Source organism: Bifidobacterium sp. UMB1197 (assembly GCF_030217745.1).
Classification (GTDB): Bacteria; Actinomycetota; Actinomycetes; order Actinomycetales; family Bifidobacteriaceae; genus Bifidobacterium; species Bifidobacterium vaginale_B.
Genome location: NZ_JASOOL010000007.1, coordinates 35,846 through 52,196 on the forward strand (window position 1 = coordinate 35,846; position 16,351 = coordinate 52,196).

Genomic DNA, 16,351 nt, shown 5'->3' on the forward strand with positions numbered 1-16,351 from the left:
TTGTGCACGCGCACTATGCACGCACTCTGTCAATGTTATATATAGGCATAGCCAAAATCGCCGTTTTACTTCGGGCGTGTCGCGCTACTTGATATTCGCTACTTGCCACTTGCCGCGCGCTCAGCCATATCAACAACATTGGCCAATAGCATTGCGCGAGTCATTGGTCCAACTCCACCAGGATTTGGCGAATACGCTCCCGCGACTTCTCTACAAGCAACATCAACATCGCCTTTTACGCGATACCTTCCCACTTCTTCATCAAAAACGCGCGAAACGCCAACATCAACCAGCACGGCTCCAGGCTTAACATCGCAAGGCTTTACAAATCCCGCGCTGCCCATTGCCGCAATAATAACGTCGGAGCGCAGCATAATATCGTGCAAATCGCGCGTGCGCGTGTGGCACAATGTTACAGTTGCGTCTACTCCCCTGCGCGTAAGAAGCAGTCCGATTGTTCGGCCAACCGTGATTCCTCGTCCAAGAACGCACACATTTTTGCCTTCAAGATTAATGTTATAAGCGTCTAAAAGCGCTAAAATCCCTCGCGGCGTGCATGGCAAAGGCGTAACAATATCTCCCGAAATATGCATAACCAGCTCGCCCAAATTGTACGGATGCATTCCATCGCAATCTTTTGCAGGATCTACCGCCTCAATAATCTTTTGGGAATCCACGCCTTTTGGCAAAGGCAATTGCACTATAAAACCCGTACAAGAAGGGTCATTATTAAGCTGATTTACGGCTTTAAGAATTTCGTCTTCGCTAGCGTCTTCTGGCAAATCGCAGCGGATTGAGCGAATCCCAACTTCTTCGCAATCCTTGTGTTTTCCAGCAACATATTTCAACGATCCAGGATCGCTTCCAACTAAAAGCGTTCCAAGCCCAGGAGTAATGCCACTTTCCTTAAGCTTTTCTACCCTGCTTTTTAAGTCGCTCTTAATACTTGCGGCTAGCGCTTTTCCGTCTAATACAACAACCATTATTCACATCCCAACTATCATTGATTTAAAGCATCAATTTTAACTTAAACAACAAATCACCTACATAATTCGTATGGATAGGCTATCGTGAGGCATCGAAGTGTGCGACACAACTGTTAATAACTGAATATTAATAATAGAATGGTATTTATACTATCCGCATAGCAAACGCCAATGCGAATAACAACTGACGGAAGGGGCGCAAAGATGTGCAGGAATACTTTTCATTTAAATAGCGCAAAGAAAATATGCAAAGCAATTTTGGCGTGCATTATTGTTCCATCGATTCTTGTTGGCATGACTGCATGCGGCCAAAAACAGCCAGTACAGCAAAAGCAAGCTTCTCCTAAAGAACAAGTCAAAAAAATCAAGGTTGTTTCCACTCTTGAATCTTGGGCAAGTCTGGCTAGAGAAATAGGTGGAAATAATGTTGAAGTGCAATCTATAATCAGCAATCCAGATACAGATGCATCAACATTTAAGCCATCAAGAAAAGATTTGCAAAAGCTTTATTCCGCACAAGTTGTTATTTCAAATGGCGCTGGCTACGATAGCTGGATTGCAAAACGCACCGCTAAAAACAGCGAAGTTGTAAACGCTGCTTCTACAGTTGGAGCGCTAAATGGAGATAATCCTTACTTGTGGTTCTCAAAAGACGCTAGAAACGAGATGGCTTCTAACATTTGCGAAGCTTTCTCTAAAGTTCTTCCGTCAAAGAAGAAGATTTTTGATAAAAGACTTAACGCCGTTAAAGCTCAAGAAAAAAAGCTTGAGGATTATCTTTCAAACTTCGCTAAAAGCCATAAGAAGCTTAAGTATGCTTCGGTGACTCCTATTCTCTTCTGGCTTATGTCCGACATGGGAATTAGTGATTCTGCACCTAAAGCCTACGCTCAGCAGGTAGCACAGGGAGACGATGTAGACAAGGCTAATGTGGATGCGTTCCAAAAGCTTATTGAAGAACGAAAATTCGACGTAATCATAAGCAATAGTCAAAGTAAAGGTGACGATATTAACATCTTGACTGGAACAGCTGGCAGAAGCTACACGTCTGTAATCTGGGTTAATGAACTTATGCCATCGTATGCAACCGATTTAAGAAAATGGGTTATGAAGATTTGCGAAGACATTAATAATGCTGGCAAAACTACGACTAATATGCGCAAAGATTTAGAAAAGCAGGAAGCTAATCAAAAGAAGCCTATTACCGAAAAGCCGACTGTTTCGCAGCCAGATCCAAACAGATCTAACGAGGGCCAGCAAGATCCAGGTAAGTAGGTACACGCTTGAGCGAGTATAGGCAATAAATACTTCATACTATTTATTAGCAATTACTTACGATTATTAGCAATTACTTACAAATTAACGATTTACTAATTAAATCTAAGTATCATAAACTAGCGTAGCCGTTGACACCACATGTAACACCACTTATAATTTTATAAACACCAAAAACACGCTATTAACTGGGGGTGAAATGTCACAATGGGACAAATTACTTAAGCGAATACTTAGCTTATCTAAAGATATGAGATTTGAGGAATTGAAAAAAGTTCTGGAAGCCTACGGATATGAAATGTCCAATCCAAGAAGCGGAAGCAGTCATTATACTTTTCGAAAAAATCACGCCAACCCAATTACAATTCCTAAGCATGAACCAATTAAAAAGATATACGTAGAAATGGTGAAATCTGTAGTAGAAGCAGAAGACGAAGAAATAAAAGAGGAAAATCAAATATGGTAAAAACACTTACAAATAAAACGCTCACCTACTACATGTCTTTGCCATACAAACTGGAAATTGTAAAAGATCCAGATGAAGGCGGATTTGTGTCCTACTACCCTGATTTACCAGGATGCATGAGTTCTGGAGAATCCGAACAAGAAGCAGCAGCAAATGCACAAGATGCTAAAAAGGCTTGGCTGGAGGCTGCACTTGAAAGCAAAGTGAACATAAAAGAGCCTTCTTACCATGAACTAAATGATTATTCTGGGCAATTCAAACTGCGTATTCCCAAGGAATTACATAGGCAGTTGGCTGAACAATCTCAATCTGAAGGCATAAGCATGAACCAGTATTGCGTTTATCTTCTTTCGCAAAATAACGCCATTGAGCGCACGCTTGAGCGAGTATAGACAATAAATACTTATACTATTTATTAGCAATTACTTACGATTATTAGCAATTACTTACGAATTAAAGATTTGCTGGCGATTTATCTGCAATCACTTGCAATCACCTGCAATCACTCGCAGTGCAACTTCAATGCCTCGAAGCATATCAGCTAAACTCATAGAACTCGTGCTCGGCTTATTGAGAACCTGCTCAGGCAAATACGGAACGTGAATGAAACCGCTCTCAATTGGCAATTTTTTAGTCTGGCAATAATTACAAACACTGTAAAGCACGTCATTGCATACGTACGCGCCCGCAGAAAAAGACACAGCCGCAGGCAATTTCGCTTTATTTAAAGCATCAACTATGTTCACAACTGGCAAAGTCGCTTTATAAGCCACATCACCATCCTGCACAACAGACTCATACCAAGGCTTATATCCACTATTATCTGGTATGCGCGCAGCTCTACAGTTAATGCCAACATACTCAACGTTAAAACAAGCAGAACCGCCAAATTGCCCTAGCGAAAGCACAGCATTAGGGCGAACTTCCTCTATTTTCTCAATAACTTTTTGCGCACCCTTGTTAAATTCCGTAGGAATCTGCAAACGAACAAGTTCCACACCCTCAGGCGCAGGCACTGATTGCGCAATCTCCCACGAAGGATTTATAGACTCATTATCAAACGGCGTAAAACCAGTAATCAAAATACGCATTAAAATACCCCCTCATACAATTCTCACTTATCAAACTTTATCAAACTTTATCAAAATACATTGCTAAAACTGTATATACACTAATGCACTTGTATAAAACATTAATGATTCTATTACTTACTTCATGTTCATAGCAAAGATTAAATGGTAATTACAACTTATACAATAATCGCAAAACAACACACCTAGACTCACGATTAGCCAGACTCGTCGTAGTGTAATATGATTGGCTAATAGCGCGTGCTTAACGAACAATGTTGTTAACAGCGCGCATAAAACTACAGAAAATACAGATAAATCAAAAATCAATGACGAAAAGAGATTACCGATGACCAAGATAATTCAGATTGGCGCAAATCATGCTGGCACTGCCTGCGCTAACACCATTTTGAGCTACCCAGGAAACGATCTTACAATCTACGATCAAAATAGCAACATTTCCTTCCTTGGCTGCGGTATGGCTTTGTGGATTGGCAAGCAGATTCAAAGCAGCGATGGCTTGTTCTACCAGAAGCCAGAAGATTTCGTTAAAAAAGGCGCAAAGGTAAATCTGGAAAGCAAAGTTCTAGACATTGATTACGCAAAGAAAGAAGTTACTGTAGAGCTTAAAGACGGCTCGGTTATTCACGATTCTTACGATAAACTCGTTCTAGCTACTGGCAGCCTTCCAAACAAGCCACGTATTAAGGGCATTGATTTGGAAAACGTGCAAATGGTAAAGCTTTTCCAAAACGCGCAGACTGTTATTGCTAAGCTTCAAGAGCGCGATTTCCATAATGTTGTGGTTCTTGGCGGCGGCTACATTGGCGTGGAACTTGCGGAATCTTTTAAGCGCTTGAACAAAAACGTGACTCTTATAGACATGGAAGACCATATTCTTAACGGCTACTTTGACCCAGAGTTTTCCGATAATTTGAAGAGAATTATGGAAGATAAGGGCATTAAGTTTGAGCTTGGTCAAACTGTTGAAGAGATTGTTGGAGATACTGAAGTCAAGGCTGTTAAGACCAGCAAGGGCACTTACGAAGCCGACATGGTGATTTGCGCTATTGGATTCCACCCAAATGTTGCTCTTGGAAAAGACCACTTAAAGCAATACGAAAATGGCGCTTTCCTAGTTGACAAGAAGCAGCAAACTTCCGACCCAGACGTGTACGCTATTGGCGATTGCGCTACAATCTACGACAACGCTCGAAGCCGCGTAAACTACATCGCTCTCGCTACTAATGCCGTTAGAAGCGGCTTGATTGCAGGTCACAACGTTTGCGGAACTCCTGTAGAAACCGAGGGCGTGCAAGGCTCTAGCGCAATGATGATCTACGATTACAAGCTCGTTTGCACTGGTTTAAGCTTGTCTGCCGCTCAAAAAGAGGGCATGGACGTTGACTACGTTGATTTTGAGGATACTCAAAAGCCTGCGTTTATGGAAGTTGAGAATCCAAAGGTTAAGATTCGCATTGTTTACAAGAAGGATTCTAAGGTAATTGTTGGCTGCCAACTGGCGTCTAACTACGATATGTCTGCCGCAATTCACCTGTTCTCTCTTGCTATTCAAAAGAAGGTTACGATTAAAGAGCTTGCTTTGTGCGATATCTTCTTTATGCCTCACTTCAATCAGCCATACAACTACATTACGATGGCAGCTTACACGGCTTTGTTGAAGGGCTGATTAGCCTCTACGATTGGCTTCTGCGATTAGCTTAAATCGCGTTTATTAAACCAAGCAATCTGTTCTATAATGGAGCAGTTGCTTGGTTTTTTTAATCATCCGCGCAAAAAGCGCGCACAAAAACGCGCATATTAGCGTAAGACATGCAGATTAAAACAAAGGAGTCTAGGATGAAGCAGCTCTCTATTAAGCCAACTATTCACAAGTTCGAGAACGCTCGTGATTTTTCGCAAGAATTTAAGCTTGGCAAGAACGATTTGGTTATTACAAACAAGTACATTTGGGAACCTTATTTTGGTGATTTAAACCTTGATTGCAATGTGATTTTCCAAGAAAACTACGGCAAGGGCGAGCCAAGTGACGAAATGGTTGACGCGATTGTTCGCGATATTCGCACTACCCCAAAGCGTGTGATTGGCATTTGCGGCGGCACCGTTTTGGATATTTCTAAAGTTTGCGCGTTAAAGCAAACAAGCCCACTCGAAGATTTGGTTGACGGCAAAATTCCTGCACAAAAAGGCGCAGATCTTATTCTTGTTCCAACTACTTGCGGCACTGGCTCCGAAGTTACAAACGTTGCCGTGTTCTCTCTTACAAAGCGCAACACTAAAAAGGGTTTGGCAAACGATGCTTGCTACGCTACAGACGCTGTTCTTATTCCAGAATTGTTAAAGAGCCTGCCTGATTACGTTTTTGCAACCAGCTCTATTGATGCTCTTACTCATTCGATTGAATCTGCGCTCTCCCCTATTGCAACAGAGCTTACAAAAATGTTTAGTTACAAGGCTTGCGGGCTTATTTTGCAAAGCTATATGCGAGTTGTTAAAGAAGGCAGCAATGCAAAAGCCCAAGTTGTTAGCGACTTGGTTTCGGCAAGCCTTTACGCTGGTATTGCCTTTGGCAACGCTGGCTGCGGTTGCGTTCACGCTATGGCTTATCCGCTTGGCGGCACTTTCCACGTAGCTCATGGCGAGACGAATGCCGCTCTTCTTACAAGCGTTTTGCGCTACTATGCTAAGCACGATGCGGAAAACAGCGATAGTGCAGAAAACACTGAACTTTCTAAGCTTTTTGACTTTATGGCAAATATTCTTGAATGCCAAAAAGCAGATGTATTAAATAAGCTTGACGAAGTTCTTAACACGATTCTCCCTAAGCATAAGCTTCACGAGTATGGCATGAGTGAAGACATGATTCAAAGCTGGGCTGCAAGCGTTGTTAAAGAGCAGCAGCGACTTTTAAAGAACTCGTACATGCATATGAGTGAAGATGCTATTGCCGAAGTCTACGCATCTACTTTCTAAAATCAGATTTCACTAAAGATTTCACTAAAAAATAATCCCCACAGCCAATAAGGTTGTGGGGATTTTATAATTATCGTGCCTACTTTAAAACTCACGGCTCAAGCGTTATTACAGGATGCAAATCAAACATAGTAACTGTGCGCTTTACACAATCAACAATGCTTGTTATTGCAATTGCAATCACGCCGAAAAGCACTAGCATTCCAATGCTGGAGGCTATTGCGCCGCTGTTTCTTCCAGCCATTGCTTGACGAAGCCCAATAATCGAGTACGTCATAGGCAAATATGGATGAACCGCTCTAAAGAACGATGGCGTCATTTGCACTGGGAAAGTTCCTGCAGAGCTAGTTATTTGCAGCATAAGCAGCACAATCGCAACAATTCTTCCTGGAATCTTAAACACTGCCATAATCATTTGCATTATAGCCATAAAGACTATTGATGCTATAATCCCCAGCGCGTAGAATGCAGCAACATTGTCGATTTGCAACTTCAACGCTCCGTGAACAACTCCCATAAGAATAATCGCTTGAACAACGCCCATAAGCACAAACGGCGTAAAACTAATAAGCGCACTTTTAAGCGGATTCATGCCATTAAGAATTGCTCGCCTATCCATAACCCTTAAAACAAAGGTTGCCATAAGCGCGCCAACCCAAAGGCCTATCGAAATAAAGTAAGGTGCAAAGCCAGTTCCGTAGTTTTCAACATGCGAATAATTATGCTCTTTAAGTGCAACTGGCGCACTCATCATCTTGCTTTTTTGCTTAATATTGTTGATTTTGCTAGAGCTTTGTGCGCTTTTAAGGCCTTCATGCAACTTTTTGGCTCCTTCAACAAGCTTTGGTGTGTTTTCAGAAAGCTTTTGAACTCCAGAATTCAATTGACTTGATCCATCAACTATTTTTGCAGACCCAAGTGCAGCAGAATTAATACCATTGTTAAGCTTTTCGCTGCCGTTGCTTACTGCGCTAAGACCTTCCGCCAGCTTATTTGCTCCAGCGGAAAGCTGCGACGAGCCATTGTGAACACTTGATATTCCTTTAGAAACCGCGTCAACTCCAGCTTTTATCTTTAAGCTTCCAGAAGAAAGCGCTCCCGCACCTTGGCTCAATGCCGAAAGATTGGTCTCTAAAAGCTTAGAATTTTCGCTTAATCCTCCCGCAAGTCCTTGCAGTTTTTCTAGCACAAGCTCTTTTGTCACAAGAGGATTTTGTGCTTCAACAAGCAGCTGAGTAAGCTGACTCTTTGTAGCATCATTTCCTGCTTTAACATGCTCTTCAAGCTGCGCGCTAGAATCCGAAAGCTTTTTAGCTCCCGCATACAACTCGTTTGTTGCATTCTGCAGCGTTTGTGCTCCACTATTTAGCTGATTTGCACCATTTGCCAAATCGTTAGTTTTTTGCGCTAAGAATTGCGCTCCCTCCTTGCTTTGCGCATTTGCATTGCTAAGCGTTTGCGCTCCTTTTTGAAGCTCGCCCAATCCGTTTTGTAATTTTTGCAAAGATTGAGTAAGCTTGATCGATCCGTCAGCAAGCTTATCTACTCCGCCATTAAGCGATTGCATTCCAGCGCTTAAATCGCCAGAACCACTCACTGCTGAATTAAGAGAATCAGAAGCAGAATTTACTTTTTTAAACATATGCTCCCAATACTCTTGTGCAATCGCCTCGCTAATTTCGCTACGCATAGTATGGAAAGCAGTTTTACCGATTTGTGAAGCCAGCATATTGCTTGCTTGATCGTATTTTACGTGAAGCTTTGCTTTAGTAGGAGTATCGTATTGCGCAGAAGCAATGCACTTACTAAAAGACGATGGAATGGTTGCTACCATAAAATAATCGCCATTTTTAAGGCCTTTATTTGCTTTAGCGCTATCTACAAAGTTCCACTGGAATCCTTCACTTCCATCTTTTTGACTCTTTAAACGATTCTTGATTTCGTGGCCAATATTACGTATTTTGCCGTTTATAATCGCACCGTTATCTTCCACAACAACTGCGACTGGAACCGTGTCTAGAGTTTTGTATGGATTAGTAAACGCCCATAAATACAGCGACCCATATAAAAGTGGGATTAAGGCTACTGTTCCAATAACAAGCTTTCGAGCTTTACCTTTTATAGCATTATTTAATTCACGAAACGCAAGAACAATAGTATTAACGCGCATTATTACCATCTCCATTTTCATTAAGATCATAATCTTCGCTATATTTTGCGCGATTTAGCCTTAAAACTTGATCTGCCTGCTTTTCTATCTCACTTTGCAAGACTCCCACACAGCACGAGCAGAAATGTTTGCTAACGTATGCGCGAATGTCTGCAAGCAAGAGTTCGCTTTGCTCGCTTGTAAGCTCCGTTTCTACTCCGTCTACAAAAAGAATCCACGGCTTTTTTAGCAATGCCAGCGCAATCCCTAATCTCATGCGTTCGCATGGAGTTAAATCACCAATGGCTGTTTCTCTAGGAGATAATACTTTCCAATATGCTAGAACGTTATAAGCGTATTGATGTAGTGCTTCGCGATTTTTAACATCATTTTTGTATTGTTCACGAAATAGAGGCGATGCACTCGCGAGTTTTAGCTCGCTCATAAGCACTTCTTCTATTGTTTGAGTGTTGTAGAATTCATTGATTCCATTGAACAATCCCAGTCCAACGTATTGACGCGATTCTCTTGTGTCTACTGGAAGGCTTAAATCTGCGATTTTTAACGTTCCATTCGTAAACTTCATATAACCCGACAATGCTAGTAATAAAGCAGATTTTCCAGATCCATGTTCGCCCGAGATTGCAACAATTTGATGCGGCTTAACTTTCAGTGAAACATTCCAGAATGGAGTTCTTGTAAATCTTTTTAATCCTAATTCTTTAGCTTCTATAAGCGTTTGTTCATCTTGCATAATTCGTTTGCGGCAAAATACCGATGTCATACATTTTTAAATGGTATACATTTTTAATGTTGCTATCGAAATTGCTATGCATTCCTCCTTTGTGTTTAACTTTTTCAATTTTCAATTTTTTTCAATTTTCAATTTTCAATTTTTGTTGATTTTGATTTTTGATTTTTGATTTTGTTGATTTTCGACTCAATCTTCACTTTGATGCTGCTCAAATTCGATTTTGGCAGCCAACTTATATTGCGTTATTGCAACAAAATTGTGTAAAACAAAGAATTAATTATTTTGTTAATTCTTTGCGAACACCTTCATGGTACTCTTCAAGGCGAACAAATACTAACTTATTTTTAAACATTTTGTTCATTTGTCTATATTTTAGTAATAAAAACACGCTATATATAACAAAATCTCACATTTTTGATTTAATCATGTGACTTCTAATATTATTTCTAGCAAGCATTACGTATAAGTGTGTTTAAGTATTTATATGTGTTGTCATGTGTTGTCAAGTAGATAATTGTGGCCAATCAGGGTAAGTATGATAATGTAGATTTCAACGTTTTGTAGCGAGCGAATCAGAAAAACAGAAGCGAAAATGCTAGCTACAAAAATGCTATTAGCGAAGAATAGCAAATAGATATAAAGGAAGTGAGAGGTAGCGAGAATGAGTAAAACTGACAACACGGCAAATCAGAATTCACGCGCAAATCAGCAATCATCCAAACTACATCCAGACGTAAAAAATTACGTAAAACTATTTTTCAAAGAAAACAAGCTTGTAGCTTTTCTTTCGATGATAGTTTTTATTGCCTTGTCTATGATTTTCACTGCTATTTCTTGGATTTTGCAAATTATTTTCGACTATATGGCAGGTAAAGGATCCTACTCTTTAACTACTATTTTGCTGCTTGTCGCTTCCTTTATGCTGGCAATCTCCCTGATTTTTGCGTTGAAGCGCAGTGCGTACCCTCGCTTTCTTGAAAAAGCAATGAATCAGTATAAAGAGTCTGTTATTAAGAAGCTTTTAAAGAAGAGTTATAGTGATTTTTCGCTTGCGAATTCTGGCACGTATCTTTCTGTACTTACTAATGATTGCGAGCGTATTCAAGAAAAGTATTTGAAGAAGATTTTTGACTTTGTTCAAGACGTTCTTATGCTTGTAAGCTCTCTGGCTCTTATGATTTACTACAGTCCGTTTCTCACTGTTATTGCTCTTGTTATTTCCGTGCTTCCAATGGCGTGCTCGATTCTTACAGCTAACGAAATCGCCACTCGAGAGGAGCAGGTTTCTAAGTCGAATGAGTCTTATACGGCACTGACGAAGGATGTTTTGAACGGAGTTTCTGTTATTAAGAGTTTTAAGGCGGAGCAGGAGGTTATTGATCGCTACAAGAATCAGTCGATGGAGCTTGAGCATACGAAGAATCTTCGCGAGAAAACAATGACTACTGTTTCTGCTCTTGGCACAATTTCCAGCCTTGGAACTCAGCTTGGAGTGATGCTTGTTGGCGCTTGGATGGTTAACGCTCACATTGGCGTTATTACTGCTGGAATGGTTTTAGCTTTCACTAATTTAATGAATGGCGTGCTTCAGCCTATTTCAAGTCTTCCGCAAATGCTTGGCGAGATGAAGGGCGCTAAGAAGCTTATTAGCAAGATGGCTGATTATATGAGTAACGCTAAGGAAGATTCTGGCGAGATTATTGACGATTCTATTAAAAGCATTGTTTTGCAAGATGTTTCGTATTCTTACGATGCGGATCATAAAGTCTTGAAAAACGTAAGTCTTAGTTTGCAATCTGGAAAATCTTATGCAATTGTTGGGCCTTCTGGTGCTGGTAAGAGTAGTTTGATTAATCTGCTTATGGGCTACTACAAGGATTATAAGGGTAGCGTGCAGCTGAATAATTACGAACTTAGCAATGTGAGCAAGAGTTCGCTTTATGATAAGACGACTCTTATGCAGCAGTCTGTGTTTATGTTTGATGCTTCGATTTTAGATAATATTACGCTGTTTAAGCCGTTCCCGAACGCAGAGGTAGATCGCGTGATTCACCTGGCTGGTTTGGATGATTTGATTGCTGCTAAAGGCAAGGATTATCAGTGCGGAGAGAATGGTAGTCATCTTTCTGGCGGCGAAAAACAGCGTATTGCTATTGCGCGAAGCTTGCTTAAAAAGTCCGAGATTCTGCTGGTTGATGAGGCAACGAGTGCGTTAGATAACGAGACGAGCGTTAACGTAACGCAATCTATTTTGGATTTGCAAGGAATTCTTCGACTTGTGGTGACTCACCGCTTGGATGCTAATTCACTTAAGCAATATGATGAGATTCTTGTTATGAAAAGCGGCGAGCTTATTGAGCGCGGAAGTTTTGAGGAGCTTATGAATCAGAAGGCTTACTTCTACTCGCTTTACACTGTGTCTATGTAATACTGTTGCGCTGGTTTGGATTGGCTTGGGCTGTGCAATTTAGCGCAATAAATTCTGAAGCAGTGTTAGTAGTCATTAGGTGCAATTTTGCAGCGATTGAGTACTAGAGATAACAACATGGCTGAGTTCACTCTTAAATGCTATTGTTAACAAACTATTGTTAACAAATCTGTATTAATGTATTAACGTATTTAACTTTTAAAGAGTAATTTATAAAAGAGTAATTTAAGTTTTACCTTGCAAATAAACTTTACGTAAGTCTTTATGATATTGTCTTTAATTATTAGAATTAAAAACTATCAAAATAAAAACATTTCTATAAACGCAAAGACAAGTACAAAGATAAAGTAACGGCAAATCTAAAAAGAGGTGAAGCATTATGCAAAGTTTGCAGATTCTACACATTCTGTTCAACCCAGTAATCGTGTCGGTTGTAGTTTTATGCGTGTTAAGTCTTGCAAAACTCAATGTTTTACTCGCAATGATTGTTGCATGCGTTGCAGGTGGAATAGCTGGTCAATTGCCTCTTTTTGGAGATAGCAACCACACTATTATGGCGCTGCTTTGCGATGGATTTTCCACAAACGCGCAAACTGCGCTCGCTTACATTCTTCTTGGTACTTTTGCGGAGGCAATTACAGCAACTGGCCTAGCTCAAATCATTTCTAAAAAAATCAGTAAACTTATTGGCGCAAACAAATTTATTCTTCTTGCAGTTCTAACGATTATTGCATGCATGTCTCAAAATATTGTGCCTGTTCATATTGCTTATATTCCTATTCTTATTCCGCCGATTCTTTCCATTATGAACAAGCTTAAGCTAGATCGCCGCGCTGCCGCTTGCTGTACTGCATTCGGACTAGAAGTGCCATACATTGCTATTCCATTTGGCTTTGGCTTAATTTTCCAAACAGTTATTGCAACTAATCTTTCTAAAAATGGTATGAAAGTTAGCGTTGCAGACGTTAGCGCAGTGAACTGGTATTTGGGTGCCGCAATGCTTGCAGCCTTACTTTTTGCAGTTTTTGTTCTATACAGAAAGCCTCGCGAATATAAAACAACCGAAGCAGATACTCGCGCCGCGGACGCTGTTGTTGGCCCGCTTACTAAAGCACACTATGTAACCATTCTTGCGATTGTTGTTGTTGTAGTAGTGCAAGTTATTAGTAAGGATCTTTCGCTTTCTTCTATTGCAGGTCTTGCAACCATGATTATTTTTGGTGCCGTTGCTTGGAAAGATATTGATAAGCAGCTTACTGGCGGCGTAAAGCTTATGGGTCTTATTGCATTTATTATGCTCATTGCTGGCGGCTACGCTAACGTGATTCAAGCTACAGGCGGAGTTAATGAGCTTGTACACCTTGGCGTTGCTTGTATGGGTCAAAACAAGCTAATCGCTGCATTCGTTATTACGATTATTGGCTTGCTTGTTACTATGGGCATTGGTACTTCGTTCGGCACAGTCCCGATTCTTGCAGTTTTGTTCGTTCCACTTTGCCAAAGCATTGGTTTTAGCACTCCTGCAACAATTCTTCTTATGTCTTGTGCAGCGGCTCTTGGAGACGCAGGTTCTCCTGCTTCCGATACAACGCTTGGCCCTACTTCTGGCCTAAATGCAGACGGTCAGCACAGCCACATTTGGGATACTTGCGTTCCAACATTCCTTATCTTCAACATTCCACTCATGGCTGCCGGCATTGTAATATCGCAGTTTATTTAGCAATAGGTCAACACTAAAATGCACAAAATTTGATGCTTTTAATGGTATTTATGCTTATACCCCCCCCCCGAGTAGTATCTTAGAGTCAAATATTTTGCCAGAGATTCTACATAGCGCGATTGAATATTATGCGCGACAGATAATATGTATCCTCAAAAGGGAGCAACCATGTTTTCAAGAGCACGAATATTATCGTACGCTTCAACGATTGCGCTACTACTGGGTGCCTGTATTGTAGTGCCTGCGCAAGCACAAAGTACTGCAATTACCAATGCTCAAACAAGCACAACAAACCAAAACATTAAGCAGAATTTTTGGATTAAAGACTTTAAACCTGTTTTAGACGTTGCAAAGTATGGGAAAACAGAAGTTGCAGCATACGATTCAAACAACCAAAAACTTGATGATATTAATAGCACAAATGCAGTGAGCTACCATGGAAAAGTTACAATTAATATTCCAGTTAGCAAAATGCTGGAAAAACTAAAGATAGATCAAGAATGGAATAACCATAAGCCATTCGAATCAATTAAAGAGAGAAGCAAAGGACCAATTTTTAATTATGTTCTTTCACTTCCAGATATAACAACTCCTGTATCAAGTTCAGATCCAAACACGCAAACTGCAAAACCTGATTCTCTTACTTGGGAAAACGCAACTGCTACGAGTACAACAAGCCTAATTGACTCAACTTCTATTTCAACCCATATAAACGGCAATAAAATCGCATTTTGCGCAAATATAAATAAAGATTTAACTTGGCAAAACATATTACAATCTACAACTTCGGGCAATCTAACTCTTACTGCTAACTACTCAATTACAAAAGAACAATACGATTATCTTAAAAAGAACAATAAAAGCACTCACATAATTGGCTCAGGCGAATTTAGCGGCGCATGGCTTGATGAAGATGAGAAAAACAAAAATCTTACTAATTCACACCTAAATCAGTATATTTTCTATTATTATACAGATCAAATGGCTCACTCTATTATTACAGGTTCTAAAGAAGCTATACAATACAATCAGCTCACAAAAAATCTCGACCTGCACACTGCTCGCAAGTTTAACGCAAGTGGAAAAGTTTCGCCTGTAAAATATTCAGATTATACAGATCCTGCTATAGATAAAGACGGTTATGAAATCCACACAATATTAGACAATAATTCGTTTAAGGAAGCACTTATTCCACTTGAACATTGGCTTAGTGTAGCTAAGAATAACGTTGACGGAATAAACATTAGTAACTTTAAAAGTTCTGCTCTGATTACATTTACTTTGCCAAATGCTTTAGAAATTTCACCTATTTTTAAGCAGGAAAACGGCAAGTATCCAAAAAAAGGCGACCCTACTAATCCGACCAAAATTGTTCAAAAAAATATAAATGCACTTCCTGAATTTTCTCTTGAGTACGTCAAGCAAGAAGGCAAAACGCTCCAAGTACGTGTTAATCTTCTAACACACCGCTGGCATAGATTTGGAGGAAACCAGCTGCTAAGTTCTCCTTACATAACCTATAAGCAGTTAAAGCAATATGTCCAAAACCTTTCAAAAGAATTAGAAATTCAGTTCGTTGCCTTAAAACTGGATAACAATTTTGGAAAACACGGAGAAAAATACAATATTAAAGGCAATATAGACGTAACAACCACTGGAAATGTAATTGATAATGGCAACCTCGTGCCATTTAAAATTACTTATGGAGTAAATAGTAATCCAACTGATTTATCTTTAGATGTTGAAATTCCTTACGATGTAACATTTAAGTTCAAAAGCGGAACACCTGGAAAGGAAATCCCAAAGTATATTAGCGATAAGTATCTTGTTCAAATGCATGGATACTTGTTGAATGTATGTCATGTTTATAAGGGCAAAACTTACACTCTAACTAGTGATCAGCTTAATTTTTCCCCAGACAAAGAGGACGATGCATTAGGAACTTGGACTTTCAATAAATCGCTTGGCTGGGAGTACAACGGCAAAACTAATACTCAGTCCATTGAAAACGTAAACAATGATATAGAGCTAGTAGGCACATGGAATTTTACACCATATAAAAGCAACAACAATGATAACAACAATGATAATACAGAAAACACACCTGATAATGGTGCTAATGATTCTGACAATAATGGCATTGGTGCTGCTGATGAAGCAAATAATCCTTACTATATAGGAAACCTTAACAGCATTATAAATACTCAGAAACTTTATAGTTATAAACTTACACCTTGGAATTACTTGAACATAAACAACTCAAACTCCAAAGATTCTGATTCTGAGCAAAATGATTCTTCAAAAAACAGCAATCGCAGAAGCAATACAGAACTTGCACAAACAGGCTCTGGAATTGTGTATGCCATAAGCGCATGCATCACATTTTTAACACTTGCGCTTGCAGCAAATGTTAAAAAACGTAGATTAAGAGCTAAGCATGTAAAGTAACCCAAAATACGCATCTAATAAACGCTGGTGAAGATTTTTGCCATTTACGGCAATTTTCTTC

At 39.8% G+C, this 16,351-nt stretch carries 12 protein-coding genes; 8 read left to right on the forward strand and 4 right to left on the reverse strand.

From position 1 onward, the window contains the following. Positions 1-98: 98 nt before the first annotated feature. The gene (locus QP420_RS05025) at positions 99-983 is read right to left on the reverse strand and encodes a bifunctional methylenetetrahydrofolate dehydrogenase/methenyltetrahydrofolate cyclohydrolase (RefSeq protein ID WP_481616729.1); all 885 of its coding nucleotides are present in this window, start codon (positions 981-983) and stop codon (positions 99-101) included. A 207-nt stretch (positions 984-1,190) separates the two neighbouring features. Between QP420_RS05025 and QP420_RS05030 the strand changes: the two genes are divergently transcribed. The 3 genes from QP420_RS05030 to QP420_RS05040 all read left to right on the forward strand — a co-directional run bounded on the left by QP420_RS05030 (position 1,191) and on the right by QP420_RS05040 (position 3,119). Continuing rightward, positions 1,191-2,261, forward strand: coding sequence for a metal ABC transporter solute-binding protein, Zn/Mn family (locus tag QP420_RS05030; RefSeq protein ID WP_481616730.1), 1,071 nt, complete (start codon positions 1,191-1,193; stop codon positions 2,259-2,261). A gap of 199 nt (positions 2,262-2,460) precedes the next feature. Continuing rightward, complete coding sequence (locus QP420_RS05035; protein WP_248899242.1) at positions 2,461-2,727, forward strand: type II toxin-antitoxin system HicA family toxin; 267 nt, start codon at positions 2,461-2,463, stop codon at positions 2,725-2,727. Beyond that, entirely contained in the window at positions 2,721-3,119 is a 399-nt protein-coding gene (locus QP420_RS05040; protein ID WP_464405525.1) for a toxin-antitoxin system HicB family antitoxin, read from the forward strand. Before QP420_RS05035 ends, QP420_RS05040 begins: the two co-directional genes overlap by 7 nt. Positions 3,120-3,209: 90 nt before the next feature. Here the strand turns inward: QP420_RS05040 and QP420_RS05045 are convergent, their stop codons facing one another. Further along, positions 3,210-3,818 (reverse strand): pyroglutamyl-peptidase I, encoded by a 609-nt coding sequence (locus QP420_RS05045; RefSeq protein WP_481616731.1) that lies wholly within the window; start codon positions 3,816-3,818, stop codon positions 3,210-3,212. A 328-nt stretch (positions 3,819-4,146) separates the two neighbouring features. Here QP420_RS05045 and nox point away from each other — a divergent pair, with 328 nt between their 5' ends. Further along, positions 4,147-5,487, forward strand: a complete 1,341-nt coding sequence (nox, locus tag QP420_RS05050; RefSeq protein ID WP_481616732.1) for a H2O-forming NADH oxidase — start codon at positions 4,147-4,149, stop codon at positions 5,485-5,487. Positions 5,488-5,657: 170 nt separating this feature from the next. After that, positions 5,658-6,791, forward strand: a complete 1,134-nt coding sequence (locus tag QP420_RS05055) for a 4-hydroxybutyrate dehydrogenase (protein WP_481616733.1) — start codon at positions 5,658-5,660, stop codon at positions 6,789-6,791. Positions 6,792-6,882: 91 nt separating this feature from the next. Here the strand turns inward: QP420_RS05055 and QP420_RS05060 are convergent, their stop codons facing one another. Both QP420_RS05060 and QP420_RS05065 read right to left on the reverse strand, forming a co-directional pair. Next, positions 6,883-8,961, reverse strand: coding sequence for a YhgE/Pip family protein (locus QP420_RS05060; protein WP_481616734.1), 2,079 nt, complete (start codon positions 8,959-8,961; stop codon positions 6,883-6,885). Further along, complete coding sequence (locus tag QP420_RS05065; protein WP_481616735.1) at positions 8,951-9,694, reverse strand: ATP-binding cassette domain-containing protein; 744 nt, start codon at positions 9,692-9,694, stop codon at positions 8,951-8,953. Before QP420_RS05065 ends, QP420_RS05060 begins: the two co-directional genes overlap by 11 nt. A 661-nt stretch (positions 9,695-10,355) precedes the next feature. Between QP420_RS05065 and QP420_RS05070 the strand changes: the two genes are divergently transcribed. The 3 genes from QP420_RS05070 (at position 10,356) to QP420_RS05080 (ending at position 16,290) form a co-directional block, all read left to right on the forward strand. Beyond that, positions 10,356-12,122: an ABC transporter ATP-binding protein gene (locus tag QP420_RS05070; RefSeq protein ID WP_481616736.1), complete on the forward strand. Its 1,767-nt coding sequence runs from the start codon at positions 10,356-10,358 to the stop codon at positions 12,120-12,122. Positions 12,123-12,501: 379 nt separating this feature from the next. Next, positions 12,502-13,842 (forward strand): Na+/H+ antiporter NhaC family protein, encoded by a 1,341-nt coding sequence (locus QP420_RS05075; protein WP_481616737.1) that lies wholly within the window; start codon positions 12,502-12,504, stop codon positions 13,840-13,842. A 168-nt stretch (positions 13,843-14,010) separates the two neighbouring features. Further along, the gene (locus tag QP420_RS05080; protein ID WP_481616738.1) at positions 14,011-16,290 is read left to right on the forward strand and encodes an SHIRT domain-containing protein; all 2,280 of its coding nucleotides are present in this window, start codon (positions 14,011-14,013) and stop codon (positions 16,288-16,290) included. Positions 16,291-16,351: the final 61 nt, after the last annotated feature.

Bases quoted from the DNA above. Each gene is read 5' to 3' on its own strand.
- QP420_RS05025 (WP_481616729.1), bottom strand. From the start codon at position 983: ATGGTTGTTGTATTAGACGGAAAAGCGCTAGCCGCAAGTATTAAGAGC.
- QP420_RS05030 (WP_481616730.1), top strand. From the start codon at position 1,191: ATGTGCAGGAATACTTTTCATTTAAATAGCGCAAAGAAAATATGCAAA.
- QP420_RS05035 (WP_248899242.1), top strand. From the start codon at position 2,461: ATGTCACAATGGGACAAATTACTTAAGCGAATACTTAGCTTATCTAAA.
- QP420_RS05040 (WP_464405525.1), top strand. From the start codon at position 2,721: ATGGTAAAAACACTTACAAATAAAACGCTCACCTACTACATGTCTTTG.
- QP420_RS05045 (WP_481616731.1), bottom strand. From the start codon at position 3,818: ATGCGTATTTTGATTACTGGTTTTACGCCGTTTGATAATGAGTCTATA.
- nox (WP_481616732.1), top strand. From the start codon at position 4,147: ATGACCAAGATAATTCAGATTGGCGCAAATCATGCTGGCACTGCCTGC.
- QP420_RS05055 (WP_481616733.1), top strand. From the start codon at position 5,658: ATGAAGCAGCTCTCTATTAAGCCAACTATTCACAAGTTCGAGAACGCT.
- QP420_RS05060 (WP_481616734.1), bottom strand. From the start codon at position 8,961: ATGCGCGTTAATACTATTGTTCTTGCGTTTCGTGAATTAAATAATGCT.
- QP420_RS05065 (WP_481616735.1), bottom strand. From the start codon at position 9,694: ATGCAAGATGAACAAACGCTTATAGAAGCTAAAGAATTAGGATTAAAA.
- QP420_RS05070 (WP_481616736.1), top strand. From the start codon at position 10,356: ATGAGTAAAACTGACAACACGGCAAATCAGAATTCACGCGCAAATCAG.
- QP420_RS05075 (WP_481616737.1), top strand. From the start codon at position 12,502: ATGCAAAGTTTGCAGATTCTACACATTCTGTTCAACCCAGTAATCGTG.
- QP420_RS05080 (WP_481616738.1), top strand. From the start codon at position 14,011: ATGTTTTCAAGAGCACGAATATTATCGTACGCTTCAACGATTGCGCTA.